Origin of the sequence: Bradyrhizobium japonicum USDA 6 (genome assembly GCF_000284375.1) — a bacterium.
GTDB classification, from domain to species: domain Bacteria; phylum Pseudomonadota; class Alphaproteobacteria; order Rhizobiales; family Xanthobacteraceae; genus Bradyrhizobium; species Bradyrhizobium japonicum.
This window is the reverse complement of the sequence record NC_017249.1, coordinates 220,023-245,109: the sequence shown is the minus strand read 5'-3', so window position 1 is coordinate 245,109 and position 25,087 is coordinate 220,023. Positions and strand designations below refer to the sequence as shown.

Below are 25,087 nucleotides of genomic sequence, written 5' to 3'. Positions count from 1 at the left end.
TCACTCCGCCGCCTTGCTAGCAGGCGGCGGGGGCGCCCAGGCGATGCAGCGATTGCGGCCTTCGGCCTTGGCCTGGTAGAGCGCATGATCGGCCGCGCCCATCAGCGCGTCGATGCCGGACATGCTGACGGTGGCTTCCGCGATGCCGATGCTCACGGTGAGGCCGAACTGAACCTTGTCGGCAAAGACCTGCGCGCTCATCACGCGCTTGCGGATGCGTTCGGCTACCGTCCTCGCGCGAGACAGGCTGGTCTCGGGCAGGAGAACCGCAAATTCCTCGCCGCCGAGGCGGCCGACGATGTCCGACTTGCGCTTGCCGTCGAGGCACGCGGCCGCAACCGCCTTGATCGCGGCGTCGCCGACCGCATGGCCGTAGCGATCGTTGACCGACTTGAAGTGGTCGATGTCGAGCATCAGCACGGAGACGGAGCGATAATAGCGCTGAAAGCGGCTCCATTCCGCATCGAGGCTTTCGAGAAAGTGGCGGCGGTTGTAGAGGCCGGTGAGCGGATCGGTGGTGGCGAGTGTCTCCAGCATCGCGGCTTTCTGCGTCAAGTCGGTGATGTCGACATAGGTCAGCGGCCGCCATTCGACATCGTGGTGCAATGGGCCCTGATGCGCCGGCCGTCCGGCGTCTGCAGGTCGCGCACGTGATCGCCGGCCTTGACCTCTTCGACGCGTCTCGCCGGAAATTTCGCGAGTTCGCTCGTTGGAAGATGGGGCGCGCTGGCGCGATGCAGGCGTCGCACCAGCGACGAATAGGCCGGCCGGTTCGCGGCCTCGTCTTCGCTGACCTCCCAAAAGCGCCGCATGCGCCGGTTCATGAAGGTGGCGCGCAGGTCGGGGTCGAGCAGGAGGACCCCGTCCTGAACATTCTCCAGCGCATCGCGCAGCAGCCTCAGCTCGTCGGAATAGCGCACGATGTCGGTGACGGGCGTGTAGGTCAGCATGCGCCCGCCATCGGGCAACGGCGTGACCTGGACGCGCACGACATCGCCATTGGTCCGGCGCAGATCGATCGGCGTCGGATCACCCGCCTCGATCACACGAACACGCTCCGTGATCAGTGCGTCGAGGTCGGGATCCGGCACCTCATAGGCTCCGGTGTCACGTCCATGATGGAGCAGCGTGAGAATGGATGGATTGCTGTCGGCAACCTCGTCAGGCAGGCGCCACATCCGGCGAAACGACCGGTTGATCAGGCGCGCCCTGAGGCTCGAGTCGAGCAGCACGATACCGGTCGGCACATGATCGAGCGCGGCGCGCAACGCCAGCATCTGGCTGCGCATCAGCGCGTCGGACGAGCGTTCCCGGTCCTCGCCGGCTGGTCGCTCGACGCCGCCCGGCTGCTCGAAGGCGACCCCGACCTGACGGTCCGATCGCCAGATCACGCGGCAGGTCAGGCTCTCGCGCCCTGCAAGCCTGAGCTGGAATCGCTCGGGCACGCCGATGCCGCTCTCCATCTCGAGCGTCGCGGCTTCCTCGGACAGCCGGCGCACGATGCAATCGATCGACGACTGGCCGAAATTGAAAAAGATCTTCCCAGCGAGGAACGTCCGTTCCGGGACCAAGCGGGACATTTCTCAGCCTCCAAGGCGAAACGCGGTGCGAAAGGTCGGCCCAGTTTCGCGCAAGGATCCTTGCGGCGGTGTAACGCAATCGATGTTTTGGGATGAGGATTAACAACCGGTTGACGCGCAATGCGAAACGGCTGATGCCTTAGGCTTTGAGGCCGGTTCCGTACTCTACGCGGTACGCAACTGACTGCGGTCGCGGGCGATTTTCGATCAGGCGCAGCACCCGCAATTGACCGGATGGCAGCGCGGCGAAGCCGGACGACGGGATTGGCCGCGATGGGAGGCGTGACGATCCGACGCGTGGCGATTTGATGGCAAAATCGTTGTTAGATGGAACGTGATCGCTTCCCTGGTCACGCGCTATCCGCAGACGATGGACGGCACGGATGTGCGCGGCTACCCTGCCGTGATCGCACTGACACACGCGCCGGCCGGAGTGCGGGCCGGACATTGGAAGGACACAGCCATGAACACGTCACGCCGCATCCTGCTCACCGGTCTGGCGGGCCTCGCTGTCGCTCCGACCGCGGTGGCGGCTAGCGTACCGTCGGCCGAGCCCGGTGAAGTGACGGTCGCCGAAGAGCGGTTCGCGCGCACGATTGCCGCCGCCCATGCCCCTGACGTCACCTGCGCACGGCAGGCCGAACGCTATGCGGATGCGCATTGGTTGGAATATGTCGTGGCGGCGCGGGCCGTGCTCGGCGCGCGCGCTTGATGCTTTCTTTCCTTCTCCCCCTTGCGGGAGAAGGTGGCACAGGCGGCCTTCGGCCGCCGTTCTTAAAGGACGCCGAAGCGAAGCTTCGGCTATGGCGCCGAACGAGGGATATGCCTCCGCGAACAGGGAAGTGAGAGGCTCTTTGCGTGGAGAGAAAACCCTCACCCGTCTCGCCGCTACGCGGCGATCCACCCTCTCCACAGGGAGAGGGTAAGAAAGCACCTCATTTCTCCACCGCCCGCCGGACCTGTTCGCCGATCTGCGACAGCACGAGCTGCGCCTGCGGCAGGATCGCGCCCATGGCGTGGAAATTATGGACCATGCCGTCATGGCAGACGTGCTCGACCGCGACGCCCGCGGCGAGTAGCTTGCGCGCATAGGCATTGCCCTCGTCGCGCATCGGATCGAATTCGGCGGTGTGGATGATCGCGGTCGGCAGGCCTGCAAGCCGCGTCGCACGCAAGGGCGAGATGCGGGGGGCGGCGGTGTCGACGCCATCAGGCAGATAATCGGCGAGATCGGCTTCGATGGTGGCGCGATCGATCAGATGGCCTTCGGCGAATGCCTCGCGCGAAGGCGAAGTCTCCTCGAAATCCAGCACCGGGCAGATCAGGCATTGCGCGACGATCGAGAGGCCGGCGGTCTGCATCGCTTCCTGGCACACGATCGCAGCGAGCGTGGCGCCGGCGGAATCGCCGCCGACCACCAGACGTTCGGCGTCGATGCCCAGCGAGGGGGCTTGCCGCGCGACCCATTCCGTGGCCGCGATCGCATCAATGACGGCGGCAGGAAATTTGTGCTCGGGCGCGAGCCGGTAATCGACCGAGACGAGGCGACAGCCGGTCACATGCGCCAGCGCCGCCGCGATACGGTCATGGGTCGCAATGCTGCCGGCCACGAGCCCGCCGCCATGAAAGAACACGAAGCCCGGTGCGCGGTCGCCGGCAGACGCGGGCGAATAAAGGCGATAGGGCAGCTCTTCGCCGGGACCCGGAAGCGTGCCGTCGGCGGTGGTGACATCCGGCGCATCAGTGCGCGCAAACTGCATCAGCTTCGCCAGCGACTGCCGCCGCGCCTCGACGCTCGGCCGGCTCCGCCCCTGCGGGGCGGCCGCAGCCATCATGGTCAACAAACGCCTTGCAAGCGGATCGAGCGGCATGGATTCTTCTCCCCTCGTCGGAGAGGGTAACGCACCATATCCCGGCAGGGAATCATTTAGACATTGGGACAATAGTGCCCGGGTATGTCCAAGGGAGGCCGGTCATGGCCGAGATCAAGAAACCGATCGAATACTCGCCGAGCTGGACCTTCTTCGAGGGCAAATGGCACGACGGCAACGTGCCGATCATGGGCCCGCGCACGCATGCGGCCTGGCTCGGCTCGGTCGTGTTCGACGGCGCGCGTGCGTTCGAGGGCGTCGCGCCCGATCTCGACCGTCACATCGCCCGCGCCAATCAGTCCGCGATCAATTTTGGCCTGAAGCCGGTGGTCGACACCGGCACGTGGCTGTCGCTCGCACACGAAGGCATCGCGCGCTTCGCCGCGAATGCCGAGCTGTACGTCCGCCCGATGTATTGGGCCCAGAACGGTTCGGGCGGCGGCGTGCTGTTCGACCCCGAGACGACCAATTGGTGCCTGTGCATCTACGAGGCGCCGATGCCGAAACCCGTCGGCAACGCCATCACGCTGTCGCCGTTCCGCCGGCCCACCGCCGAATGCGCGCCGGTCGAGGCCAAGGCCGCCTGTCTCTATCCGAACAATTCGCGGGCGCTCGCGGAAGCCGCCGGGCGCGGCTTCCAGAATGCGCTGATGCTCGACATGCTCGGCAACGTCGCGGAGTTCGGCAATTCCAATGTGTTCATGGCCAAGGACGGCGTGGTCTACACGCCGGTGCCGAACGGCACGTTCCTGAACGGCATCACGCGCCAGCGCGTCATCAGCCTGCTGCGCGGCGACGGCGTTACCGTGGTCGAGAAGACGCTGCGCTATGCCGACTTCCTCGCCGCCGACGAGATTTTCTCGACCGGCAATTTCGCCAAGGTCGCCCCCGTCATCCGCATCGACGATCGCGAGCTGAAGCCGGGCCCGCTCTACACCAAAGCGCGCAAGCTCTATTGGGACTTTGCGCATGCGGTGAAGCTGGCGGCGTAGGGCACCGCACTTTCCGTCGTCCTAGCCGCGTCGCTTGAACCGGCTGAACTGAAACGCCTGGGTCGACTTCCACGGTGTGTGATGCGTCTCGCTCCGCGTCTCGATCAGCTCGAACTCCGGCCCGAGCTCCGCTGCAAGACTCGCGCTGTCGTGCCGCTGCACCGGCAGGCCGCTGCATTTCTCCGGGCCATCAAGCGCAAATGTCGCGATGATGATTTGGCCGCCGGGCGTAATCGCCGACCGCAGGCGCTCGACGTAAGCGGCCCGGTCGCGCGGATCGGTCAGGAAGTGAAATGCCGCGCGATCGTGCCAGACGTCGTAGCTGCGCCCCGGCCGCCATGTCGTGGCGTCGGCAACGATCCAGTCGACCGCTGAAGCGGCGCGGCCGATTCGTTTCTTCGCCGCTTCAAGCGCGTTGGCGGAGAGATCGAGCACGGCGAGGTCGCGGTATCCGTCCCGCAGGAGAGCGTCCACCAGCCGCGAAGCACCGCCGCCGATGTCGATGATGGCGGCGCCATGGTCAGGACGGGCCGAGTGGATCATCTCGAGCGAGATCGCCGGGCTGTCCTGAAACCAGCTCACCTCGGCCTCGCCCTTGGTGGCGTAGACGTTGTCCCAGTGGGTGCTGCGATCGGACATGGCGGCTCCGGCCTGGCCGGACGACAGCGCGCAAGTCGCGCCGTTATGAACCGGCAGCCCGCGCGCCCGCCGCAGGAGGACGCGCCGGCGCGAACGAAATTCCTACTCGTCCTTCTTCGACATCCGCTCGAGGCGCTCCTGCATGTCCTTCATCTGCTGACGCAGATCGTCGATGTTGCTGCTGTCCGTCGGCGCCGCAGCGCTTGCGTCGGGCTCCGGTTCGGGGCTGGTCGCCGGACGGCCCGCGTTGGGGGCAAACGGCTTGAACATCGAGAAGGTCTGCTGGAACAGCTCCATGTTGCGGCGGACCTGCTCTTCCAACGGCGCAAAAGGAGTGCCGGAGAGCGTGTTGGCGATCTGCTTCCGGAACTTCTCCTGCTCCTGGGTCAGCGTCGCGATCGACTGCTCCAGATATTTCGGCACCACCATCTGCATGCTGTCGCCGTAGAAGCGGATGAGCTGGTGCAGGAAGGTGGTCGGCAACAGGTTCTGGCCGGCCTTGTTCTCCTGCTCGAAGATGATCTGGGCGAGCACGGAGCGGGTGATGTCGTCGCCGGTCTTGGCGTCGTAGACCAGGAAATCCTCTCCGTCCTTGACCATGGCGGCGAGGTCTTCGAGCGTCACGTAGGTGCTCGTTCCGGTGTTATAGAGCCGGCGGTTCGCGTATTTCTTGATGGTGGTGGGTTGGTCTGATTTCGCCATGGGCTCTCACTTGCAAGCGCGGAGAACGGGAACCCGGCGGATAATGCCGCAGGGCGGGAAGAGTACGCAACGCAACAAAATAAGCATTTTCAAAGGGGTCACGCTACCGTTTTGTGCGCCACGGTTAATCGGGCAGCAAAAACGTGCTTGCGAAAGCGCCAAGAACGCTATTTTGAATGCGTTGCGGCATGAATTCGGTCACCGGCCGATTGACATGCCTCAACGACGTTAACAGGATGCCATTCGAGACTGGCGAGCCGTTTCCCCAGCCCCGCCTGCCCCCTTTCAACACCAGGAGATGCCCATGTCAGACGATGTCGTCATCGTCAGCGCCGCCCGCACCCCGGTCGGAAGCTTCAACGGAGCGTTCGCGACCCTTCCCGCCCATGACCTCGGCGCCATCGCCATCAAGGCCGCGCTGGAGCGTGGTGGCATCGAGCCCGGCCGGGTCTCCGAAGTCATCATGGGGCAGATCCTGACCGCGGCTCAGGGCCAGAACCCGGCTCGCCAGGCCTCGATTGCCGCCGGCATTCCAGTGGAGAGCCCGGCCTGGGGCGTCAACCAGCTTTGCGGTTCGGGCCTGCGCACCGTCGCGCTCGGCTACCAGGCGCTGCTCAACGGCGATTCCGAAATCGTGGTCGCCGGCGGCCAGGAATCCATGAGCATGGCTCCGCACGCCCAGTATCTGCGCGGCGGCGTCAAGATGGGCCCGGTCGAGTTCGTCGACACCATGATCAAGGACGGCCTGTGGGATGCCTTCAACGGCTATCACATGGGCAACACGGCCGAGAACGTTGCTCGCCAGTGGCAGATCACCCGCGCCCAGCAGGATGAATTCGCCGTCGCCTCGCAGCAGAAGGCCGAGGCCGCGCAGAAGGCCGGCAAGTTCAACGACGAGATCGTTCCCGTCACCGTCAAGTCCCGCAAGGGCGACGTCGTCGTCAGTGCCGACGAATATCCGCGCCACGGCGCCACCCTCGATGCCATGGCCAAGCTCCGTCCCGCCTTCGAGAAGGAAGGCACGGTCACCGCGGGTTCGGCCTCCGGCATCAACGACGGCGCTGCCGCCGTGGTGCTGATGACCGCCAAGCAGGCCGCCAAGGAAGGCAAGAAGCCGCTCGCGCGCATCGTGTCCTGGGCGCAGGCCGGCGTCGATCCGAAGATCATGGGCTCGGGCCCGATCCCGGCCTCGCGCGCCGCGCTGAAGAAGGCCGGCTGGAGCGTCGGCGATCTCGACCTGATCGAGGCCAACGAGGCCTTCGCGGCGCAGGCCTGCGCCGTCAACAAGGATCTCGGCTGGGACACCTCGAAGGTCAACGTCAACGGCGGTGCGATCGCGATCGGCCATCCGGTCGGCGCTTCCGGCGCACGCGTGCTGGTGACGCTGCTGCACGAAATGCAGAAGCGAGATTCGAAGAAGGGCCTCGCCACGCTGTGCATCGGCGGCGGCATGGGTATCGCGATGTGCCTGGCGCGCGACTGAAGCTGACATCTAACTTACGTGTCACTTGCGCGTGCGCTGCACACATAGATGAGTGCGTTGCACGCGACTAAAAAGGCGGCGGTTGCAAATCAAATATTCTTCGCAACAGCGCCAGCCTCGACTAAATACAAACGCCCGGCTCGACGCCGGGCGTTTTGTTCTTGATGTCCGTCAAACCAACCGCATAATCCACCACTAAAAACGATCACCTAGAAACGTCCGCAGAGTCCAAGGGAAGGAATACGATATGGCACGTGTTGCACTGGTGACGGGTGGTACGCGGGGCATCGGAGCTGCGATCAGCAAGGCGCTGAAGGCGGCCGGCTACAAGGTCGCGGCAAGCTATGCCGGCAATGATGCGGCGGCGGATAAGTTCAAGGCGGAGACCGGCATTGCCGTCTACAAATGGGACGTCGCGTCGTTCGATGCCTGCGCGGAAGGCGTGAAGAAGGTCGAGGCCGATCTCGGTCCCGTCGACATCCTCGTCAACAATGCCGGCATCACCCGCGACACCGCCTTCCACAAGATGACGCTCGATCAGTGGAACGCCGTCATCAACACCAATCTCGGCTCGCTGTTCAACATGACGCGCCACGTCATCGAAGGCATGCGCGCGCGCAAGTTCGGCCGCGTCATCTCGATCTCGTCGATCAACGGCCAGAAGGGGCAGTTCGGCCAGGTCAACTATTCCGCGGCAAAGGCCGGCGACATCGGCTTCACCAAGGCGCTCGCGCTTGAGAACGCCAAGGGCGGCATCACCGTCAACGTGATCGCGCCGGGCTACATCAATACCGAGATGGTGCAGGCCGTGCCGAAGGACGTGTTGGAGAAGAACGTGATCCCGCAGATCCCGGTCAACCGGCTCGGCGAACCCGAGGAGATCGCGCGCGCCGTGGTGTTCCTCGCCGCCGACGACGCCGGCTTCATCACCGGCTCGACGCTGACCATCAATGGCGGCCAGTATCACGCCTGATAGGACGTCAAGCCTGTAGATTCAGGCGCGACAAGGCGATAGTGAAGACGAAATGCCCGGCCTCGTGCCGGGCATCATCGTCCTCAGAGCCTTTCGATTGATGACCCCGCGCACAGCCACACTGATCGGATTGACTGCGATCCTGATGTGGTCGCTGCTATCAGTGATGACGGTGGCGACCGGAAAGATTCCGGCGTTCCAGCTCGCCGCCATGACGTTCGCGATCGGCGGTCTCGTCGGCCTCCTCACCTGGGTCGGCCGTGGCGATGCGGCGAGGAGCTTGCGTCAGCCGCTGGTCGTATGGGTCGTCGGCGTCGGTGGCCTGTTCGGCTATCACGCACTGTATTTCCTGGCGCTGCGCTTTGCGCCGCCGGCCGAAGCCGGTCTTTTGAATTACATGTGGCCGCTCCTGATCGTGCTGTTCTCGTCGTTCCTGCCGGGCGAGCGGCTTGCGGTGCATCACATCATCGGTGCCGTGCTCGGCCTCGTCGGCACCGTGTTGCTGTTCGCCGGGAGCACCTCCGGCTTCGCGCCGGGCCAGCTGCCGGGATTGATCGCGGCGTTCATCGCGGCGTTCGTCTGGGCGGCCTATTCGGTGCTGTCGCGGCGCTTGAAGGCGGTGCCGACAGATGCGGTCGCGGGCTTCTGCCTTGCCACCGCGGTGCTCGCCGCGCTGATGCATGGTCTGCTTGAAACCACGGTGTGGCCGGAGACGACGCTGCAATGGCTCTCCGTGGTCGCCCTCGGCATCGGCCCCGTCGGCGCCGCGTTCTACGCCTGGGACATCGGCATGAAGCGCGGCGACATCCGCGTGCTCGGGGCCGCATCCTATGCGACGCCGCTGCTCTCGACCGGATTCCTCATCGCCGCCGGTTTTGCAAAAGCCAGCGCCAATATCGCCATCGCCGCGATCCTGATTGCCGGCGGCGGCCTGATCGCGGCGAAGGATATGGTGCTGCGGAAGCGGTGACAGTTGTTGTCGGGCGCGCCGCCATGCGGCGCCCGGAATGACAGTGTGCCTTACGGCTCCCAGCCCTTCGGCGCGAGCTCGAATTTTGCGAACTCGAATGCTGGCGCCACGGTGCAACCGACCAGCGTCCACTCTCCCATGCTCTCCGCCATCTGCCAGGCATTCGCCGGCACGATTCCCTGCGGCCGCTCGCCGCTCACAAGGTCCGTGCCGAGCCGCACCTCGTGTTGCGAGCAGCCTTCATGCGCGATGCGCAGCGTCAGCGGGCTGCCGGCGTAGTAGTGCCAGATCTCCACGGCGTCGATGCGATGCCAATGCGAGCGTTCGCCGCGCGCGAGCAGGAAATAAATGAGGGTCGAGCGCGACCGGCCGTTGGTATCGGTCGTCTGGTCGCGAAAGGTCTCGCGGTAGTGGCCGCCTTCGGGATGCGGGCGGAGTTCGAGGCGTGCGATGATCTCGGCTGCGGTCGGCATCGATCCCCGTCAGGATTTGTTCTTCAGGACTTGTTCTTGCGCTCGCGCAGTTCGCCGAACACCGCGGCGGCGTCCGCGCCCTTCATGTGTAGCCTGGTTGCGACGGACGGTTCATCAGCACGCAGGAACACGTTTGCTCGCTTCTCGTCACCAAGCAGTGATGGAATGGTTGGCCTATTCTCGGCCCGCAGCTTCGCCACCTCCGCCGCGCGCGCCTGGAGCGCCGCATTGTCGGGGTCGATGGTGAGCGCGAACTTGACGTTGGACGCGGTGTATTCGTGCCCGCAATAGAGCTTGAAGTCGTCAGGCAGCGCCCGCAGCTTCAGAAGCGAGTCCCACATCATCGGGTAGTCGCCTTCGAACACGCGGCCGCAGCCGATCGAGAACAGCGTGTCGGCCGCGAACAGCGTCTTCTCGTTGTCGAACACGTAGGAGATGTGGTCGAGCGTGTGGCCGGGCGTCTCCAGTACGCGCCCCAGCAAGCTGCCGACCTTGACGATGTCGGCATTGGCGACGCGCAGGTCGACGTTGGCGATCTTGGTCGTCTTGTCATGCGGCGCGACGACGCGGCAATTGTATTTCTGCTTGAGTTCGGCGACCCCGCCGACATGATCGCCATGATGATGGGTGATCAGGATGTCGGTGAGCTGCCAGCCCTCGCGCTCAAGCGCCTTCAGGATGGGGCCGGCCTCCGGCGCGTCGATCGACGCCGTCGCCTTGGTTTCCACATCGTGGATCAGACAACCGAAATTATCGTTTAAACAGTTGAAAGTACGAATTTCGGCGGCCATGTCATCTCCATCGCGCTCAGCCCCGCCGACAAATATGGCGTTAACGTTGCGCAGGCAATGCAATATTCCGCGCGCGGGAGCCGCCCCGCGCATGTTACATTGCCGTCATGACCATTGATGTCGTCGACCTCCGCGAGTTCTACTCCCGTCGCCTCGGGATTGTGGCGCGGCAAATGATCAATCGCGGCATCAGGGAGCGCTGGCCGACCGCCGCGGGCCAGCGTGTGCTCGGCATCGGCTATCCCACGCCCTATCTCGGCCTGTTCCGCGAGGACGCGGAGCGCTGCATCGCCTTCATGCCGTCGGCGCAGGGCGTCTTGAAATGGCCGACGGGGCGGCCGGCGCTGGCCTCGCTGGTCGATGAATTCTCGCTGCCGCTGCCTGACGCCGCGGTCGACCGGATCCTGCTGATTCATGCGCTGGAGATGTCGGACGACCCGGCCGCGCTCTTGCGCGAGGTGTGGCGGGTGCTGTCGCCCTCCGGCCGCGTGATCGCGGTGATCCCGAACCGGCGCGGGGTATGGACCCGCACCGACAGCACGCCGTTCGGTCACGGCCGGCCCTATTCGCGCTCGCAGATCACCGACCTGTTGCGCCAGACCTGGTTCACGCCGACCGCCTGGGGCGAGGCGTTGTTCATGCCGCCCTATGCCGGCGGCTGGGTGCTGAAATCGGCGCAGGTGTGGGAGCGTGCGGGCGCGGCGCTGTCGTTGCCCTTTGCCGGCGTGCACATTGTCGAGGCGACCAAGCAGGTCTATCGCGCGATCCCCGCCAAGCGCGAGCGCGCGCGGCTGATTCCCTCGTTGAAGCCGGTGCTGGTGCCGTCGTCGACGGTGACGCGCACTTGAAAACAAATCGTCCCGGCGCGAGGCCGGGACGATTGCAGATCAGAACATCGGAAGAAGCTTACTCGCCGGAGGCCACTTCGTCGCTGGAGCCGGCCGGAGCCGCCTCGCGCTCGGGGCGCGGGCCGTGCGGCCGGCGGCGCCGCCGCGGAAAGCGTTCGCCGCCACCGCCGCCTTCCAGGCCGCCCTGACCGCCATTCGCGCCACTGTTCACTTGCGGCTGTGCGCCGGTGATGAAGGAGGGCAGGCGATCGACGCTGCCGGTGTCGGCAACGACGGGCTGCGGCTGGTTCAGCGGCAGCGGCTGCGGCTGATATTGCGGTTGCGCACGATGGTCGCGTTCGCGGTGCTCGCGCGGCTGCTGGTTGTCGCGCTGATAGGGCTGCTGGCCGTCGCGCGGCTGATGATCACGCTGGTGATCGCGCTGGCCGTCGCGATCGCGCATGAAGGGCTGCTGCTGCGGCTGCGGGACGAAGCCCGGCTCCTGGCCGAAATTCGAGAAATTCTCGCCGTCGTCCTCGCCGTCGTCGCCGCTGTTGCTGACGGGCTCGTCGCCGCGGGGCTGCTGGTTCTGGCGGAACTGTTCCTGGGCCGCCGCGATCAGGCGGAAATAATGCTCGGCGTGCTGGTAGTAGTTCTCGGCTGCAACGGGGTCGCCGGAAGAGCGCGCATCGCGCGCAAGCTGGAGATATTTTTCGGCGATGTGCGAAGCCGTGCCGCGGATCTTGATGTCGGGTCCGTTCGATTCGTAAACCCGGGTCATCGGGTTCTGGCCGCGCCGGTTGTTGTTGTTGTTATTGTTATTGCGGTTGCGCATCCGCTGCTTGTTCTGACCGTTTCTCATGTCCTGCCTTTAATTCCAGCCCTAGAGGTTGCACGCGTTACTGATTGCTCGGAGTGACCTGATGACAACGGTTCACATCTCTCGTGCGCACCGCGCGCAAGAGCGGCTTGAACCCTGCCAATGTTCGTCGACCGTCGCGTTCAACAAAGACGCGTTCCCCACCCGCCAGCATCCATTGCCAGCGAACCCATTCATATCGCCTGCCGAAACAAGCCCAGCTTTGTTGCGTAAGTCTTCAAGCGCAATATCAGGCTTTCGTTCACTTTGCGGTCGGAGAGCAGCGCAGCTCCAATGGCCATCGCGCTCAACAGGACCTGCGGCTTGGAACCTTTAAATCAGTAAAGCTCTCGTCCGAGAGCCCGGCTTTCGCCCGTAGGTGTACGGGGCCGGCACCGATGTGTTGACCGGAACGTAGTCGTTCCCAAGGGATATTCCAAGAGGTTTTTTGCAACCCGATCCGGCTTTTATGGGGGCATTTTTCGGGCCGAAACCGCCCGCGGGATGCCCGCCAAATCGGCCCTGGGCGGCCTGTCCACAGACAACGCGGCGGCCGTCATCAAGGTTTCAATATCCCGGGCCTGACCTTGCCCGGCCTCGACGATCAACGCCCCGCCGGGCGCGAGCCGCTCGGCCGCCTGCGGGATCAGGGCGCGGTAGGCGTCATAGCCGTCATTGCCGCCGTCGAGCGCCAGATGCGGATCGTGCTCGCGCACATCGAGACTCAGTTTCGGAATTTCCCCTGAGGGAATATAGGGCGGATTCGACACGATGAGATCGAACGGGCCGCGCAGCGCCGCCGCATAGGAGCAGGCGACGAAGCCGGAGCGGCCGGCGAGGCCCAGAGCTGCAGCATTGCTCCGCGCAGTGTTGAGCGCGGAGAGGCTGAGATCGGTTCCGACACCGAAGGCATCGGGAATTTCGTGCAGCAGCGCGAGCAGGATCGCGCCGGACCCGGTGCCGATATCGGCGATTCGCGGGCGCGGCCCCGATATCGTGGCCTCCCGAAAGATCTCCAGTGCCAGTTCGACCACGGTCTCGGTGTCAGGCCGCGGCACCAGCGTCGCCTCGGACAGTTGGAACGGCAGGCCCCAGAATTCGCGCGCGCCGAGAATGCGGGCGACCGGTTCATGCGCGAGCCGGCGCTGCGCATAGGCTTCGAGCCGCGCGGCCTCTTCGGGTGTGAGCTGGCGCGCCGCCTGCGTGACGATGCCGGTCAAATCAAGCCTCAGCGCGGCTCCGACGAGCAGGCGCGCGTCGAGGGCGGGCTCTTCGATGCCGGCCGATTGCAGCCGCGCCGCAAGCGCGCGCCGCGCACTCTCGATGCTGTGTCCGGAATCGAAACCTGTCGCCAATGGAGCCATCCTGCCTGGTATCGTGGATAGATCGGCGGCATTGCTTGCGTCAACGGAACGGAACGCGTCTGATCGCACCTCGCAGCGAGGGAGGGATCCATGGCGGCTTACGACGATCAGAACGTCTTCGCAAAGATCCTGCGCGGCGAGATTCCCTGCTTCGAGGTTTTCAGCGACGACCGCAGCCTCGCCTTCCTCGACATCATGCCGCGCTCGCCCGGACACACGCTGGTCATTCCCCGGGCGCCGGCGCGCGGCATCCTCGACATCGCGGATGACGATCTCGCCGCGGTCGCCCGAACCGGCAAGCGGATCGCGATTGCGGCGATGAAGGCGTTCGACGCCGAGGGTATCATCCTGCAGCAGTTCAGCGAACCGGCGAGCGGGCAGGTGGTCTTCCACCTGCACCTGCACGTCATGCCGGTCAGGGCCGGAATCGAGCTGCTGCCGGCGCATACGCGCAAGGAAGACATGGCCGTGCTCGCCGATCACGCCAAGCGGATGATCGCGGCGCTGGGCAGTTGATCGAGATAGCGCCGCAGCAAGTCCGGAAGACGGGTAGAGCTGTTGCGAAACCCATCATCGAGACAGACTATCGAGACAAACCCGAAATTGACCGGCGCAGCTTCGCTCCACCGAAACTGCGAGCCCGCGATATTTCATCGAACCTTTATCAGTCCTTGTTCAGCGGGCGGGGTCGAAGGGGGGAGCCAATCGGACATTCGAGCGCGGCACGATCCCAGCGTCCGATATCAGCTGCTGCCTGATAGGTGCTTTGCAGAAACGCCATGAGCGTGGCCTCTGGCTCGCTGGATTTTCGCACAAGGTCGTAGGGCAGGAGATATTCGCCGAGCTTCCGATCGAAGTATGCGCCCGCGGGCATGACCTGTCCGTCAGCAAAGCCATTCGGGGTGGGGTAGGCATAGGAGTAGAAAGCCGCAAAGTCTGTACCACCACCGCCCGGCCAAAAGCCGGCGGACGAGACCTCATCGCTATAGGCCTCGCGTGTCACGACGTCTGGCAAACCCGGGACGCCACCCGGGTGAAGCGGAGCGGAACGCCCAGAGAAGCGCGTCACCGCGAGATCGAAGCTGCCCCAGAAGAGATGAACCGGACTGGCCTTCCCGGTGAACCCCGTTCGAAACCGATAAAACACTCCGCTGATCGCGACGAGGGCGCGGAAGAACCGCGTCACGGCGTCTGCGTCATAGGGCCTGATTTGGCGGTCCTCCGTGAACGGGATCGGATCTGGGACCTCACTGGGCCGACCGTCAAATGCTGGTGTTCCGCCGAGATGTCTTACCAAATCACAGAACCGGGCGTGAAATTCGGCGACTGACATTCGCCCGAGCGGCATTTCCGCCCTGCACCCATCAGCTGCCTCTCCGATCAGGACATGACGGGAGAGATCGAAGACGATTTCGATGCCTGATGCGTCTGGAATCAGTGAAGTCGTGAGCCCACGTGCATTCACGTAGAGGGTCGCGTGCCAGGAATGGTTGACCCATGGCGTTCTCGCGAGCCGATACTTGCCGACAATCTGGCAATACAGATGAAGCGCGGAACAGCTTTCGCGCCATGCCTCGAAGGGGATCTCCGGCCAGATCGCGCTCATAGCGTCTCCTCCCTCAGGCTCGGTTCGGCTTGGCAAGACACTGACCTCGGCAAAAAGGCAACCCTGTGTCCGCTTTGGGCACAAGGCGACATTCCGCGGGCGAGGCCGCATGCTACCGCCTGCGAAAGCAGATATCCCGGATTTAGGCGGACGCGACCTAGACGCCAAGGTATCGCTGCAGCAGCTCCGGCTGGGCCTTGAGCTCCTGCGCCGGTCCCTCGTGCACGATGTGGCCGTTGTTGATGATGTAGATCCGCGTCGCCAGCGCCAACGTCGCCGCCAGATTTTGCTCGACCAGCACGATGGTCTGGCCGGCGGCTGCGAGCTCGCGGCAGGCCTTGACGAGATCGTGGACGATGACGGGCGCGAGCCCCTCGAACGGCTCGTCCAGCAGCACGATCTTGGGATCGCGCACCAGCGCCCGGGCGATCGCGAGCATCTGCTGTTCGCCGCCGGAGAGCTCGGTGCCGCGGTTGTTGCGCCGCTCTTTCAGCCGCGGAAACATCTCGTAGATGCGCTCGAGCGGCCAGCGTTTCGGTGCGGTGATCCCGGCGAGAACGATGTTCTCCTCTACCGACAGGCTGCCGAAGATCCGGCGCTCCTCGTGCACGAGCTGCATGCCGGCCTGCGCGATCCTGTGGCTCTTGCGTCCGGCGATATCGATGCCGTCGAATTTCACGCTGCCGCTGCGGGGCGTCACGACGCCCATCAGGCTCTTGAGCGTCGTGCTCTTGCCGGCGCCGTTCCGCCCGAGCAGCGCCACCACCTCGTTCCGCTCGACGCGCATGGCGACGTCGAACAGGATGTGGGAGTCACCGTAATAGCTGTTCAGGCCATTGACCTCGATCAGGCTCATGCGGCGATCTCTCCGTGAACGCCGCCGAGATAGGCTTCCTGCACTGCGGCGTTGGTCCTGATTTCCTCCGGCGTGCCGTCCAGCAGGACCTTGCCCTCCTGGAGCACCGTCACGCGTTCGACCAGCTCGAACAGCGAATCCATGTCGTGGTCGATGATGATCATGGTGCGTCCGCGTGCGATCGATTTGAGCAGCTTGACGGTCTCGACCCGCTCGCGCGGGCTCATGCCCGCGAGCGGCTCGTCGAGCAGCAGCAGGCGCGGCGAGGTGGCGAGGGCAAGCCCGATCTCCAGCCGGCGCTTCTCGCCATAGGCGAGCTCGGACACCGGCGTGTCGGCGCGGCGGGTCAAATCGACCAGGGCGAGCGCGTGCGCCACCTGCTCCGTCAGGCCCTTGACGCCCGAGAGCTTGCGGAACAGGTCGAGCCGGAACTTGCCGCGCAGCTCGGCGAGTGCGGCGATCGTCAGGTTCTGCCGCACTGTCAGGCCCGTGAAGAGCTGGTTGACCTGGTAGCTCTTGGTAAGCCCGAGCTGGCAGACTTCGGTGACCTTCAATCCCGTGATGTCGCGGCCCTCGAACACGATCCGGCCGGAGGTCGGCGCGATCTCGCAGGTCAGCATCTTGAAGAAGGTCGATTTGCCTGCGCCGTTGGGGCCGATGATACCGCGCAGCTCGCCCTGATTGACGCTGAAATCGATGTCGCTGTTGGCGACGAGGCCGCCATAGCGCTTGGTGAGGCCGGTGGCTTTCAGGATCGGCCCGGAATAGGCGGGATGCGCGACCTCCTTGGCCTGCATCGGCGCCGGCGCGGGCTGCCGTGCGGCCTCGGCGTCAGCGGACGGCTGTTCCGTATCCACCTCGCGCCGCGCCCGTTTGCCGGCGGCGAGGCGATAGAGGTCCGCAAGACCGCCGACGATGCCGCCGCGCAGGAAGCAGACCAGCACCACGAACACGACGCCGAGCACAAGCTTCCAGGCCGCGCCGAGGCCCAGCGCCGCCTGAAGAAAGTCCTGAAGGAAGAGCCAGACCGCCGCGCCGACCAGCGGTCCGAACAACGTACCCCTGCCGCCGATGGCGGTTTGCATCACGAGCTGGCCCGAGGTGTCGAAGGTGAAGGCGTCGGGCGGCATGAAGGCCTGCAATACGCCGAGCAGGCCGCCGGCGAAGCCCGCATAGGCCGCGGCGATCACGAAGGCGGTCAACTTGTAGCCGTGGATGTTGTGGCCGACGGCGGTGGCGCGCAACGGATTGTCGCGGATCGCGCTGAAGATGGCGCCGACCGGCGAGCGGACGATCCTGAGCGCGATAATGACGCCGATGAAGTAGCACAGCGCGATGAACTGGTAGAGCGACCAGCCGTTGGTGAAGTGGACGGTGGTGAAGCCGAGATTGAAACTCGGTGTCGGTACGCCCGGCAGGCCGTTCTCGCCGCCGGTGAAATCCGAGAGCGGATTGAACTCGACGAAGAAGAACACCTCCGCGATCGCCACGGTGATCATGGCGAAATAGATGCCGGTGCGGCGCAGTGCGATCAGGCCGATCAGGTAGCCGGTCGCGGCCGCCGCGATCATGCCGATGATCAGTGCGCCCAGCACGTTGCCGAAACCCGCGCGGGTCAGGAGGTAGGCCGCGACGAAGCCGCCGGTGCCATAGAAGGCGGACTGGCCGAACGACAGCAGGCCGGTGAATCCGAACAGGATGTCGAAGCCGAGCCCGAACAGGCCCCAGACCAGGATCCGGTTCACGGTGTTCGGGGCGAAGCCGAGATGAGGCAGCACGAACGGGGCTGCGATCAAACCGATCGCGGTCAGGGTCTCGATCAGGAACGGGCGTTGCTTGAGCATCAGGAAATCGCTTACTCGCGGCCCTGGACGCCGAGCAGGCCATGCGGTCGCACCACGAGCACGAGCGTCATCGCCGCAAACAGCATCACATAGGCGTAGCCGGGGTTGAACATGGAGGTGACGCTGATGATCTCGCCGGCGATCAGGCCGCCGAGGATCGCGCCCGGGAACGAGCCGACGCCGCCGATCACCACCACCACGAAGGTCTGGACCAGGATGTCGTCGCCGATGCCCGGAGTCAGCGACACCACTGGCGCGTTGACGATGCCGGCAAATCCGGCGGCCATTGCGCCGATGCCGAACACGACCATGAAGACGCGGTAGACGTTGATACCCAGCGAATCGACCATCACCGAATCCTCGATCCCGGCGCGCACGATCATGCCGAGCCGGGTCCGGTAGAGGACGATGAACAGTGCGCCGAGGGCGACCGCGACGATGCCGACGACGGCGAGGCGGTAGGTCGGATAGAACATGAAGCCGAGATTGGTGATGCCCTGGAACAGGGCCGGCGGCGGCACCAGCTGCGACTGGCTCGAGAAGATCAGGCGCACGAGCTCGACGAAACAGATGCCGAGCCCGAAGGTCACGAGCAGCTGATCCTCGTGCGGGCGATGATAGAAATGGCGGATGATGACGCGTTCCATCGCGACGCCGAGCAGCATCACGAACAACGAGCCCGCGATGACGGCGATGATGAATGACTCCGTGTACTGGTAGGCGACGAAGCCGGCATAGCCGCCGATCATGAACATCGCGCCATGCGCGAGGTTGAGCACGCCGAGCGTGCCGTAGATGATGGTCAGGCCGGAGCTGATCAGCGCGAGCAGGGCGCCGAGCGCGAGCCCGTTGAAAAGCTGCGAAACGAGGTTGGGCCAACTGATCATGCGACAATCGCCGTTGTGACGCGCCGTGGTGCGCGTCAGAAAAAGGTGACGCCGCAGGACCAGAGTGCAGCCCGCGGCGTCACAGGGGTTAGCGCGGGCTCAGCTATAATCGCCGGGATGGCAGCCGAACGCGTCCGGCTTCTGCATCAGGCCTTCACCGGGGACGATTTCGACGACGTCGTACCAGTCTTCCTTGTTCTTCATGTCCTTCTGCTGCTTGCCCTTCACGATGATCACCGGGCGGACGCATTGGTGATCCTCGGGGCGGTAATGCACGTCGCCGACCAGGGATGGGATCGTCTCGCCCTTCTCGTAGGCCTTGATCACGTCGGGCGGATTGAAGCTGCCGGCCTGCTCGCACATACGGGCCCAGTGCGCGAAGCTGACATACGCGTTCTCGGCGCCCCATTCGGGCTTGTAGCCGTACTTCTTCTCGAAGGCCTCGTTGAACATCTTGGCGAGCGGGAACTTGTCCTCGATCGTCCACCAATAGTCGGTGGCGGCGTAGACGCCCTGCATCAGGCCGCCGGTTTCGCGCGCGATGAAGGGCACCTGGTAGGGAACGACCAGCTTCATCTTGTCGAGCACGCCGAACTGCTTGGCCTGCTGGGTCGACAGCACCGCGTCGTGGCCCCAGTTGACGTTGATGAGCACGTCGGCGCCGGAATTCGCGACGTTCAGCAGATATGAGGAGTAGTCGGGCGCGCCGAGCGGTGCGACCTGGTTGGTCACCGTCGTCCAGCCCGCGCTCGCGAGGAAGTCCTGCATCGACTTGGTGACGGTGTGGCCGTAGGTGTAATCGGGCGTCAGGTAGGCGGCCTTCTTGTTCTTGCCGAACTCCCTCACCATCACCGGGCCGATCGCCGCGGCGGCGGTCTGGCCGAAGAAGTTCTGGCGGAAGCCGTAGCGAACGCAGTCCTTGCCGGTGGTGTCGTTCGAGCCAGAAAATGCCGCACACGAACAGCACGTGTTCGCGCTGCGCGAGCTTGTTGAGCGCGACCGCAACGGCGCTCGACGTGCCGCCGGTGATCATGATCGCCTTGTTCTCGCTGATGAACCGCTGCTGCGCCTGCACCGCCTCGTTCGGCTTGGCCGCGGAATCCGCGACGCCGAACTTCAGCTCCTTGCCGAGCACGCCCTTGCTGGTCTTCGGCGAGATCTTCTTGATCAGGTCATGGCCGCTGTTGATGTGCTCGATCGCGAGCTGGTAGCCCTTGAGTTCGTCCTCGCCCTGCACGGCATAGGTTCCGGTGCGCGGGACCGAGATTCCGATGAAGGCGGTGGAACCCGAAACGCCGGCGGGATACGAGCCGATCGCCGGCTTGTCCTCGGCAAAGGCCGGCATCGCGGGCAGCATCGAGCCGCCGATGAGGCTAGCTGTGGTCTGGAGCAGGCCACGGCGCGAGAGGCCGCGGCGGATGAGATCGTCATTCATGGTCGTTTCCTCCGAACATCGTTCTTGTTTGTAGGCGCAAGCACGACCTGTCCGGCCAGCCGGCCTCGCTGGCCTGCTGCGCCGGGCACGTCACATCCGCGTGTAGCTCTTGGCCCTAAGCATTGCTTGTGAAGCCCTTCTGTCAATTTCGTCTTTGGTCGAACCACGGAAATTATCACGTGAAAACATATCGGATCACGATATATATTAGTCTTTGTGAGTACGAGGCTGGCGGGTTCGGCGAGAGAAATGGCGCGGCAGACGACAGTGGCGGGTGCCCGGAAGCGACGATCCTGGCCGCAGGAGGCGGAGCGGCCGGAGACCGCGTGGCCCGCGGGGGAGGGCAGCGACCAGCGTGCGGCGCCGCAGTCGGGCGACGCCTCCCGCGTGTCCGAGCCGCGCAATCGCCCGACCGGCGAGCGGGGACCGGCCGTCGGCTCCGTTCAGGCGAAGCGCGCACCGGCACCGATGAAGAGACTGAGCGTGCGCGCGCAGAATGTTCTGAAGGAGCTTGCGGTGGAGCTCGCCGGCGAACAGCCGCCGAAGGGGAATTGGCTGCCGTCGCGCGAGTTGCTGCTCGCGCTGACGGCCGAGCGCCTTGCGACCGCGCGCAACTGCGGACCTCACACGATGCGGGAGATCCTGGATTGGGCACAGGGCTGCGGCGTGACCATCAAGCCGGTGATCCCGCCCGGCGGCTCGCTGTCGCAGATGTGGGCGGAGTTGATTGCCAATGCGTCGGCCGGCGCCTTGACCAGCGCCGAGATCGCCAGCGCGCTCCAGCGCTCGATCAGGCGGAAGAGCGTTCGCATCCCGATCGCGTTTCAGGTCATCCTGGTGAAGATCCTGCTCTCCAGTTTCGAATAGCCCCGATATTTGTGCATCCGCGGCGCCGCTCGGTTGGTTCCGCCCGTCCTTCCTTGCTAGTCTCGGCAGCGACCGCCCGCTTCACCGGCGGGCTCGACGTCGCAGGCAGGAATGGCTCAATCGAAGCGGAAGACGACGCGCCCCGCGTCCGCGGCGCCCTCAAAGGGCGGCGCGATGCGCGAGGCCGACTATGCGGCGCTTGCGCAGTTCCGCTATCAGCTCCGGACCTTCCTAGCCTTCAGCGAGACGGCGGCCCAGAACGCCGGATTGACGCCGCAGCAGCATCAGGCGCTGCTGGCGATCAAGGGCCTGGCCGCCCCTGACGGCGCAAGCGTCGGCGACATCGCGCGTTTCCTCCTGATCCGGCACCATACCGCGGTGGAGCTGGTGGATCGCATGGCGAAGCTGAAGCTGATCGGACGGGAAGCCGATCCGCAGGACGCAAGACGCGTCCTGGTCAGGCTGACGGCCAAGGGCGAGCAGAAGCTGCGATCGCTCTCGCGCATTCACCTGGACGAGCTGGGTGCCGGGGCACCCGCCCTGGCCAAGATCCTGCGATCGTTCCGGGCCAAAGCGCGCTGAGGCGCGGTTCAGGCGGCTGCGCCTTGCGCGGCGAGCTGTGCTGCCTGATGCTCGGTGGTCAGCGCGTCGGTCAATTCGCCGAGCGCTTCGCCGGCGATCACCTGCGGCAGCTTGTAGAGCGTCAGATTGATGCGATGATCGGTGACGCGTCCTTGCGGGAAATTATAGGTGCGGATGCGCTCGCTGCGGTCGCCGGAGCCGACCTTCTCCTTGCGCTCGGCCGAGCGGGCGGCATCGACGCGCTGGCGCTCGGCATCGTAGATGCGCGAGCGCAGGATGTTCATGGCGGAGGCGCGGTTCTTGTGCTGCGAGCGGCTGTCCTGCATCATCACCACGATACCGGTCGGGATGTGGGTGATACGGATCGCCGATTCGGTCTTGTTGACGTGCTGGCCGCCGGCGCCTTGCGCACGCATGGTCTCGATCCGCAGATCGTCGTTCTTGATCTCGACGTCGACATCCTCGACCTCCGGCAGCACGGCGACCGTCGCCGCGGAGGTGTGGATGCGTCCCTGCGTCTCGGTGTCGGGCACGCGCTGCACGCGATGCACGCCGGATTCGAATTTCAGTTTCGAGAACGCGCCGCGGCCCTGGATCTCCGCGATGATTTCCTTGTAGCCGCCGACCGTGCCTTCGCTGGCCGAGATCACCTCGACCTTCCAGCCCTGCAAGCTGGCGAAGCGCTCATACATCCGGAACAGATCGCCGGCGAACAGCGAGGCCTCGTCGCCGCCGGTGCCGGCGCGGATTTCCAGCACCACGTTGCGGTCGTCCATGGCGTCCTTGGGCAGCAGCGCGACGCGAATCTTCTGGACCAGCTCTTCGATCTTGGGCGTCAGCTCGTCGCGCTCGGCTTCCGCCATGCCGCGCATCTCGGCATCCGTCGCAGGATCGCCGATCAGCGCCGCGGTGTCGGCGAGCTCTTTCACGGCGGAGCGATAAGCCTTCACCGCCTCGATCAGCGGGGCGAGCTCGGCGAGCTCCCGGGTGATCTGCACATAGCGTTCGGAGGCGAGCTGGCCGAGCGATTCGGCCTCGAGCGAGGCGTGATGCGCGAGCAGAACGTCCAGTTTGGCTTCGGGGAGTGACGACATCGGTTCAGTCTCAAATGGCGGAAGAGGGCGAGGCGGCGAGAAGGGGCGACAGGCCCGCTACAACGCCAGACCTTCGGCCTCGGCAAATTCCGTCAGCTTCTGCCGGATCGAGACGCTGCCGGCGGGCGCGTCCAGCAAGGGGCCGAGCACCGCTTCGGCCTTCTTGGCATCGAGGTCGATCACCATCGCCTTGACCGGGCCGAGCGCGGTCGCCGAGAGCGACAGCGAACGATAACCCATCGCGATCAGCGCCAGCGCGCCGATCGGCTTGGAAGCCATCTCGCCGCACAGCGACAGCGACTTCTTCGCATCGTTCGACTTCCGCGCGATCTCGCGCAGCACGCGCAGGATCGGCGCCGACATGGTGTCGAAGCGCTCGGAGACCTTGGCATTGCCGCGGTCGACCGCGAACAGGAACTGGAACAGATCGTTGGAGCCGACCGAGATGAAGTCGACCTTCTTGAGGAGCTCGTCGAGCTGGTAGAGCAGGGCGGGCACCTCGACCATGGTGCCGATGTCGATGCGCTCCGGCAGGGTGTGGCCGTGCTGGCGCAGATAGGTCAGCTCGCGCTCGACCAGCGCTTTCGCCGAGTCGAACTCCGCGACCTCCGAGATCATCGGGAACATGATGCGCAGCGCGCGGCCGCCGCCGGCGCGCAAGAGCGCTCGGATCTGGCCGCGCAGCAGGCCGGGGCGATCGAGGCCGAGCCGGATCGCGCGCCAGCCGAGCGCGGGATTTTCCTCGATCACGGCTTCCATATAGGGCAGCGCCTTGTCGCCGCCGATGTCGAGGGTGCGGAAGGTGACGGGCTTGGTGCCGGCGGCATCGAGCACCGTGCGATAGAGCGCGAGCTGGTCGCTGGTGCGCGGCAGGCTCTGTCCCACCATGAACTGCAGCTCGGTGCGGAACAGGCCGATGCCGGCGCTGCCGGTGTCCTCGATATGCGGCAGGTCGATCGCAAGACCTGCGTTGATCATCAGCTCGACCTTCTGGCCGTCCCTGGTGACGCAGGGCAGGTCGCGCAGCGCGAGGTACTGCGCCTGGCGGCGGGCCCGGAAGCGCACGCGCTCGGCGAAGGCGGCTTCGACCTCCTGCGACGGGCGCACATAGATCGAGCCCGAGGTGCCGTCGACGATGATGGCGTCGCCGGGATCGGCGATGCCGGGCGCGTTCGGGACTTCGCCGACCGCGGGAATGCCGAGCGCGCGGGCCACGATCGAGACGTGCGAGTTGGCGGTGCCTTCCTCCAGCACGATGCCGCGCAGGCGCTTGCGGTCGTAATCGAGCAGCGCCGCCGGGCCCATCGCGCGCGCGATGACGATGGCATTGTCGGGCAATTGCTCGCGCGAGGGCGCGTGGTCCTGGCCGACCAGCTGCCGCATCAGGCGGTAGCCGAGATCCTCGAGATCGTGCAGCCGGTCGCGCAGATAGGGATCGGTGGAGCGCAGCATGCGCGCGCGGGTGTCGGACTGCACGCGCTCGACGGCGGCTTCCGCCGTGAGGCCGGTGGCGACCGCCTCATGCAGCTTGTGCGACCAGCCCTGGTCGTTGGCGAACATGCGATAGGCTTCCAGCACCTCGCGGTGCTCGCCGCCCTCGGCAACGTCGCCACGTTCCAGCATGCGGTCGAGATCGGCGCGCAGCTTGGCGAGCGCGGTGTCGAGCCGCTTGATCTCCTTCGGCAGATCCTCGGCGATGTAGTCCTTGATGACGACGCGCGGCTCGTGCAGCACGACATGGCCGAGCGCGATGCCTTCCGAGAGGATGGCGCCGACCTTCTGCGCCGAATGGCGTGCGGCCGGCTCCTGGCCCGGCTGGGCCAGCGCAGACAATTCGCCGGAGGCGATCAGCTCCGCCAGCACCATCGCGGTGGTCTGGAGCGCCTCGAGCTCCTCCTCGACATAATTGCGCTTGGCGCGGTTCTGCACCACCAGCACGCCGAGCGTGTTGCCGGCGCGCAGGATCGGCACGCCGAGGAAGGAGTGATAGATTTCTTCGCCGGTCTCCGGGCGGAACGAGAAGGCCGGGTGGCTTTGCGCGTCGCTGAGGTTGAGCGGGGTCGCCTCGCTGGCGACGAGGCCGACCAGGCCCTCATGGGCGCTCAGCACGGTGTGGTGAACCGCCTCGCGGTTGAGGCCTTCGGTGGCGTAGAGCTCGAGCGTGTTGTCGATGCGCAGCACATAGACCGAGCACACCTCGGCCACCATGTTGGCGGCGATCAGCACCACGATCTTGTCCAGCCGCTCCTGGGCCGAGACCTGCTCCGCCATGGTTTCGCGGAGCCGTCTCAACAAGACGCGGGGACCTCCCGACGCGCTCCGCATGAACCGTCAATCTCCTCCGTCTGCCTGGCCCGGCGGTATCGGCCGGCGGCTGGCCCAAAATTCCAGA

24 protein-coding genes and 1 pseudogene are annotated in these 25,087 nt (G+C 65.3%); 9 read left to right on the top strand and 16 right to left on the bottom strand.

What is annotated here, in order from left to right; all coding sequences use genetic code 11:
* Together BJ6T_RS48100 and BJ6T_RS48095 are read right to left on the bottom strand one after the other, a co-directional pair.
* Positions 1–606 carry a GGDEF domain-containing protein gene (locus tag BJ6T_RS48100; protein ID WP_014490453.1) on the bottom strand — a complete coding sequence of 202 codons (606 nt, stop codon included), beginning with the start codon at positions 604–606 and terminating at the stop codon, positions 1–3.
* The gene (locus tag BJ6T_RS48095) at positions 576–1,580 is read right to left on the bottom strand and encodes a PAS-domain containing protein (RefSeq protein ID WP_014490452.1); all 1,005 of its coding nucleotides are present in this window, start codon (positions 1,578–1,580) and stop codon (positions 576–578) included. Before BJ6T_RS48095 ends, BJ6T_RS48100 begins: the two co-directional genes overlap by 31 nt.
* Before the next feature lie 463 nt (positions 1,581–2,043).
* Here BJ6T_RS48095 and BJ6T_RS01175 point away from each other — a divergent pair, with 463 nt between their 5' ends.
* A complete protein-coding gene (locus tag BJ6T_RS01175; RefSeq protein ID WP_028170086.1) occupies positions 2,044–2,292 on the top strand; it encodes a hypothetical protein in 249 nt (82 codons plus the stop codon).
* Between the two features lie 223 nt (positions 2,293–2,515).
* Here BJ6T_RS01175 and BJ6T_RS01170 read toward each other — a convergent pair whose 3' ends face one another.
* Positions 2,516–3,451 (bottom strand): alpha/beta hydrolase, encoded by a 936-nt coding sequence (locus tag BJ6T_RS01170; protein WP_014490450.1) that lies wholly within the window; start codon positions 3,449–3,451, stop codon positions 2,516–2,518.
* 104 nt (positions 3,452–3,555) lie between these two features.
* On the opposite strand from BJ6T_RS01170, the gene BJ6T_RS01165 reads away from it, so the two are divergent.
* Positions 3,556–4,443 (top strand): branched-chain amino acid aminotransferase, encoded by an 888-nt coding sequence (locus BJ6T_RS01165; RefSeq protein WP_014490449.1) that lies wholly within the window; start codon positions 3,556–3,558, stop codon positions 4,441–4,443.
* A 21-nt stretch (positions 4,444–4,464) separates the two neighbouring features.
* On the opposite strand, the gene BJ6T_RS01160 is transcribed toward BJ6T_RS01165, so the two are convergent.
* Positions 4,465–5,082 carry a class I SAM-dependent methyltransferase gene (locus BJ6T_RS01160; protein ID WP_014490448.1) on the bottom strand — a complete coding sequence of 206 codons (618 nt, stop codon included), beginning with the start codon at positions 5,080–5,082 and terminating at the stop codon, positions 4,465–4,467.
* A gap of 102 nt (positions 5,083–5,184) precedes the next feature.
* Positions 5,185–5,784 (bottom strand): polyhydroxyalkanoate synthesis repressor PhaR, encoded by a 600-nt coding sequence (gene phaR / locus BJ6T_RS01155; protein ID WP_014490447.1) that lies wholly within the window; start codon positions 5,782–5,784, stop codon positions 5,185–5,187.
* A 304-nt stretch (positions 5,785–6,088) separates the two neighbouring features.
* Between phaR and BJ6T_RS01150 the strand changes: the two genes are divergently transcribed.
* The 3 genes from BJ6T_RS01150 (at position 6,089) to yddG (ending at position 9,210) form a co-directional block, all read left to right on the top strand.
* Positions 6,089–7,267, top strand: coding sequence for an acetyl-CoA C-acetyltransferase (locus BJ6T_RS01150; RefSeq protein WP_014490446.1), 1,179 nt, complete (start codon positions 6,089–6,091; stop codon positions 7,265–7,267).
* A 247-nt stretch (positions 7,268–7,514) separates the two neighbouring features.
* Positions 7,515–8,240, top strand: a complete 726-nt coding sequence (gene phbB / locus BJ6T_RS01145) for an acetoacetyl-CoA reductase (protein WP_014490445.1) — start codon at positions 7,515–7,517, stop codon at positions 8,238–8,240.
* A 100-nt stretch (positions 8,241–8,340) separates the two neighbouring features.
* Positions 8,341–9,210: an aromatic amino acid exporter YddG gene (yddG, locus tag BJ6T_RS01140; RefSeq protein ID WP_028170087.1), complete on the top strand. Its 870-nt coding sequence runs from the start codon at positions 8,341–8,343 to the stop codon at positions 9,208–9,210.
* A 50-nt stretch (positions 9,211–9,260) separates the two neighbouring features.
* Here yddG and BJ6T_RS01135 read toward each other — a convergent pair whose 3' ends face one another.
* Positions 9,261–9,683 (bottom strand): cupin domain-containing protein, encoded by a 423-nt coding sequence (locus tag BJ6T_RS01135; protein ID WP_014490443.1) that lies wholly within the window; start codon positions 9,681–9,683, stop codon positions 9,261–9,263.
* A 23-nt stretch (positions 9,684–9,706) separates the two neighbouring features.
* Positions 9,707–10,474, bottom strand: coding sequence for a hydroxyacylglutathione hydrolase (gloB, locus tag BJ6T_RS01130; protein ID WP_014490442.1), 768 nt, complete (start codon positions 10,472–10,474; stop codon positions 9,707–9,709).
* 107 nt (positions 10,475–10,581) lie between these two features.
* On the opposite strand from gloB, the gene BJ6T_RS01125 reads away from it, so the two are divergent.
* Entirely contained in the window at positions 10,582–11,322 is a 741-nt protein-coding gene (locus BJ6T_RS01125; RefSeq protein WP_014490441.1) for a class I SAM-dependent methyltransferase, read from the top strand.
* Positions 11,323–11,380: 58 nt separating this feature from the next.
* On the opposite strand, the gene BJ6T_RS01120 is transcribed toward BJ6T_RS01125, so the two are convergent.
* Positions 11,381–12,163, bottom strand: a complete 783-nt coding sequence (locus tag BJ6T_RS01120) for a DUF4167 domain-containing protein (RefSeq protein WP_014490440.1) — start codon at positions 12,161–12,163, stop codon at positions 11,381–11,383.
* 464 nt (positions 12,164–12,627) lie between these two features.
* Positions 12,628–13,524 carry a peptide chain release factor N(5)-glutamine methyltransferase gene (gene prmC / locus BJ6T_RS01115; RefSeq protein ID WP_028170088.1) on the bottom strand — a complete coding sequence of 299 codons (897 nt, stop codon included), beginning with the start codon at positions 13,522–13,524 and terminating at the stop codon, positions 12,628–12,630.
* Between the two features lie 90 nt (positions 13,525–13,614).
* Between prmC and BJ6T_RS01110 the strand changes: the two genes are divergently transcribed.
* Complete coding sequence (locus BJ6T_RS01110) at positions 13,615–14,040, top strand: HIT family protein (RefSeq protein ID WP_014490438.1); 426 nt, start codon at positions 13,615–13,617, stop codon at positions 14,038–14,040.
* A gap of 148 nt (positions 14,041–14,188) precedes the next feature.
* Here BJ6T_RS01110 and BJ6T_RS01105 read toward each other — a convergent pair whose 3' ends face one another.
* The 5 genes and pseudogenes from BJ6T_RS01105 to BJ6T_RS01085 form a co-directional block, all read right to left on the bottom strand.
* Positions 14,189–15,130, bottom strand: a complete 942-nt coding sequence (locus BJ6T_RS01105) for a DUF5996 family protein (RefSeq protein WP_014490437.1) — start codon at positions 15,128–15,130, stop codon at positions 14,189–14,191.
* 157 nt (positions 15,131–15,287) lie between these two features.
* Positions 15,288–15,986, bottom strand: a complete 699-nt coding sequence (locus BJ6T_RS01100; RefSeq protein ID WP_014490436.1) for an ABC transporter ATP-binding protein — start codon at positions 15,984–15,986, stop codon at positions 15,288–15,290.
* On the bottom strand, positions 15,983–17,830 hold the full coding sequence (locus BJ6T_RS01095; protein ID WP_014490435.1) for a branched-chain amino acid ABC transporter ATP-binding protein/permease: 1,848 nt from the start codon (positions 17,828–17,830) through the stop codon (positions 15,983–15,985). The genes BJ6T_RS01100 and BJ6T_RS01095 overlap by 4 nt, the downstream gene beginning before the upstream one ends.
* Before the next feature lie 11 nt (positions 17,831–17,841).
* Positions 17,842–18,717: a branched-chain amino acid ABC transporter permease gene (locus BJ6T_RS01090; protein WP_014490434.1), complete on the bottom strand. Its 876-nt coding sequence runs from the start codon at positions 18,715–18,717 to the stop codon at positions 17,842–17,844.
* Positions 18,718–18,816: 99 nt separating this feature from the next.
* Positions 18,817–20,152, bottom strand: a pseudogene (locus tag BJ6T_RS01085) (substrate-binding protein).
* A gap of 249 nt (positions 20,153–20,401) precedes the next feature.
* Between BJ6T_RS01085 and BJ6T_RS01080 the strand changes: the two are divergent.
* Both BJ6T_RS01080 and BJ6T_RS01075 read left to right on the top strand, forming a co-directional pair.
* Entirely contained in the window at positions 20,402–21,019 is a 618-nt protein-coding gene (locus BJ6T_RS01080) for a hypothetical protein (protein WP_014490432.1), read from the top strand.
* 111 nt (positions 21,020–21,130) lie between these two features.
* On the top strand, positions 21,131–21,601 hold the full coding sequence (locus tag BJ6T_RS01075) for a MarR family winged helix-turn-helix transcriptional regulator (RefSeq protein ID WP_014490431.1): 471 nt from the start codon (positions 21,131–21,133) through the stop codon (positions 21,599–21,601).
* Positions 21,602–21,609: 8 nt separating this feature from the next.
* On the opposite strand, the gene prfA is transcribed toward BJ6T_RS01075, so the two are convergent.
* Together prfA and ptsP are read right to left on the bottom strand one after the other, a co-directional pair.
* Complete coding sequence (gene prfA / locus BJ6T_RS01070; protein ID WP_014490430.1) at positions 21,610–22,695, bottom strand: peptide chain release factor 1; 1,086 nt, start codon at positions 22,693–22,695, stop codon at positions 21,610–21,612.
* Between the two features lie 57 nt (positions 22,696–22,752).
* Positions 22,753–25,020: a phosphoenolpyruvate--protein phosphotransferase gene (ptsP, locus tag BJ6T_RS01065; RefSeq protein ID WP_014490429.1), complete on the bottom strand. Its 2,268-nt coding sequence runs from the start codon at positions 25,018–25,020 to the stop codon at positions 22,753–22,755.
* Positions 25,021–25,087 lie beyond the last annotated feature (67 nt).

Bases quoted from the DNA above. Each gene is read 5' to 3' on its own strand.
- BJ6T_RS48095 (WP_014490452.1), bottom strand. From the start codon at position 1,580: ATGTCCCGCTTGGTCCCGGAACGGACGTTCCTCGCTGGGAAGATCTTT.
- BJ6T_RS01175 (WP_028170086.1), top strand. From the start codon at position 2,044: ATGAACACGTCACGCCGCATCCTGCTCACCGGTCTGGCGGGCCTCGCT.
- BJ6T_RS01170 (WP_014490450.1), bottom strand. From the start codon at position 3,451: ATGCCGCTCGATCCGCTTGCAAGGCGTTTGTTGACCATGATGGCTGCG.
- BJ6T_RS01165 (WP_014490449.1), top strand. From the start codon at position 3,556: ATGGCCGAGATCAAGAAACCGATCGAATACTCGCCGAGCTGGACCTTC.
- BJ6T_RS01160 (WP_014490448.1), bottom strand. From the start codon at position 5,082: ATGTCCGATCGCAGCACCCACTGGGACAACGTCTACGCCACCAAGGGC.
- phaR (WP_014490447.1), bottom strand. From the start codon at position 5,784: ATGGCGAAATCAGACCAACCCACCACCATCAAGAAATACGCGAACCGC.
- BJ6T_RS01150 (WP_014490446.1), top strand. From the start codon at position 6,089: ATGTCAGACGATGTCGTCATCGTCAGCGCCGCCCGCACCCCGGTCGGA.
- phbB (WP_014490445.1), top strand. From the start codon at position 7,515: ATGGCACGTGTTGCACTGGTGACGGGTGGTACGCGGGGCATCGGAGCT.
- yddG (WP_028170087.1), top strand. From the start codon at position 8,341: ATGACCCCGCGCACAGCCACACTGATCGGATTGACTGCGATCCTGATG.
- BJ6T_RS01135 (WP_014490443.1), bottom strand. From the start codon at position 9,683: ATGCCGACCGCAGCCGAGATCATCGCACGCCTCGAACTCCGCCCGCAT.
- gloB (WP_014490442.1), bottom strand. From the start codon at position 10,474: ATGGCCGCCGAAATTCGTACTTTCAACTGTTTAAACGATAATTTCGGT.
- BJ6T_RS01125 (WP_014490441.1), top strand. From the start codon at position 10,582: ATGACCATTGATGTCGTCGACCTCCGCGAGTTCTACTCCCGTCGCCTC.
- BJ6T_RS01120 (WP_014490440.1), bottom strand. From the start codon at position 12,163: ATGAGAAACGGTCAGAACAAGCAGCGGATGCGCAACCGCAATAACAAT.
- prmC (WP_028170088.1), bottom strand. From the start codon at position 13,524: ATGGCTCCATTGGCGACAGGTTTCGATTCCGGACACAGCATCGAGAGT.
- BJ6T_RS01110 (WP_014490438.1), top strand. From the start codon at position 13,615: ATGGCGGCTTACGACGATCAGAACGTCTTCGCAAAGATCCTGCGCGGC.
- BJ6T_RS01105 (WP_014490437.1), bottom strand. From the start codon at position 15,130: ATGAGCGCGATCTGGCCGGAGATCCCCTTCGAGGCATGGCGCGAAAGC.
- BJ6T_RS01100 (WP_014490436.1), bottom strand. From the start codon at position 15,986: ATGAGCCTGATCGAGGTCAATGGCCTGAACAGCTATTACGGTGACTCC.
- BJ6T_RS01095 (WP_014490435.1), bottom strand. From the start codon at position 17,830: ATGCTCAAGCAACGCCCGTTCCTGATCGAGACCCTGACCGCGATCGGT.
- BJ6T_RS01090 (WP_014490434.1), bottom strand. From the start codon at position 18,717: ATGATCAGTTGGCCCAACCTCGTTTCGCAGCTTTTCAACGGGCTCGCG.
- BJ6T_RS01080 (WP_014490432.1), top strand. From the start codon at position 20,402: ATGGCGCGGCAGACGACAGTGGCGGGTGCCCGGAAGCGACGATCCTGG.
- BJ6T_RS01075 (WP_014490431.1), top strand. From the start codon at position 21,131: ATGGCTCAATCGAAGCGGAAGACGACGCGCCCCGCGTCCGCGGCGCCC.
- prfA (WP_014490430.1), bottom strand. From the start codon at position 22,695: ATGTCGTCACTCCCCGAAGCCAAACTGGACGTTCTGCTCGCGCATCAC.
- ptsP (WP_014490429.1), bottom strand. From the start codon at position 25,020: ATGCGGAGCGCGTCGGGAGGTCCCCGCGTCTTGTTGAGACGGCTCCGC.